Below are 797 nucleotides of genomic sequence, written 5' to 3'. Positions count from 1 at the left end.
TGATGGCCGACCTCAGAAAGCGCACTATGAAGTTGTTGCGTACTCTTGGAGTTAATGTGAGCCATGTAGGCAAAGGTGCACGCCACCAGCATCGCAATAAATAAGCATGAATTGACCAACCTAAACTTATTCATTTTCCAGCACCTCTAATATTACTGGCCTTGGGGCGCTGAGTGACGTCAAGAACGCTTCGATGTCTTCGATGTTGCTATCACTCATCGTAATACCAAGCTGCGTTTGCGCCATGATTTGAATCGCCTCAGCAAGGGTGGTCACTTGCCCGTTATGAAAATACGGCCCCGCTAATGCGACGTTTCTTAAACTGGCAACACGGAAATAATACCCCTCATCCCCTTCCGTTGTGAGTAAATGGCGACCTGTGTCTTTCTGCACGGGTTTATGCTCAAAGTAAGCGAAGCGTTGAATCATCGCGCCGCCAACATTTTTCCCTTGATGACATTGTACGCACCCAGCTTTCTGGAAGGTTTTCCAACCGCGTTTCGCTTTCTCACTCAAAACATGCGTGTAACCCAATAAGTAGGCATCAAACGGCGCGCCTGGAGTTTCAAGCCCTTTCACAAACTCAACAATGGACGCTTTGATGTTGTCGATAGAAATTGGCAGGTTTCCAGCGCGTTTAAACAGCGCTTGATATTGCTCGTTGTTTTGAACGTAGCTTTCAATCTTCGGCCAGTTGGAATCCATTTCTAACGGGTCGTGAATTGGGCCATCCATTTGAGAGACTAACGTATTCGACGAGCCATCCCATAACAGTCGGTAATTCAGTGACGCATTAA

General features: G+C 47.1%; 1 protein-coding gene. It reads right to left on the bottom strand.

The features are described from left to right. Positions 1-126 precede the first annotated feature (126 nt). The coding region (locus tag R7Z49_RS24320; protein ID WP_318112269.1) for a cytochrome-c peroxidase at positions 127-797 on the bottom strand (671 nt) is incomplete at its 5' end.

This window comes from Vibrio sp. 1562, from assembly GCF_033340155.1.
GTDB classification, from domain to species: domain Bacteria; phylum Pseudomonadota; class Gammaproteobacteria; order Enterobacterales; family Vibrionaceae; genus Vibrio; species Vibrio alginolyticus.
The sequence above is the reverse complement of the archived record's forward strand: the minus strand, read 5'-3'. Positions and strand labels throughout refer to the sequence as shown.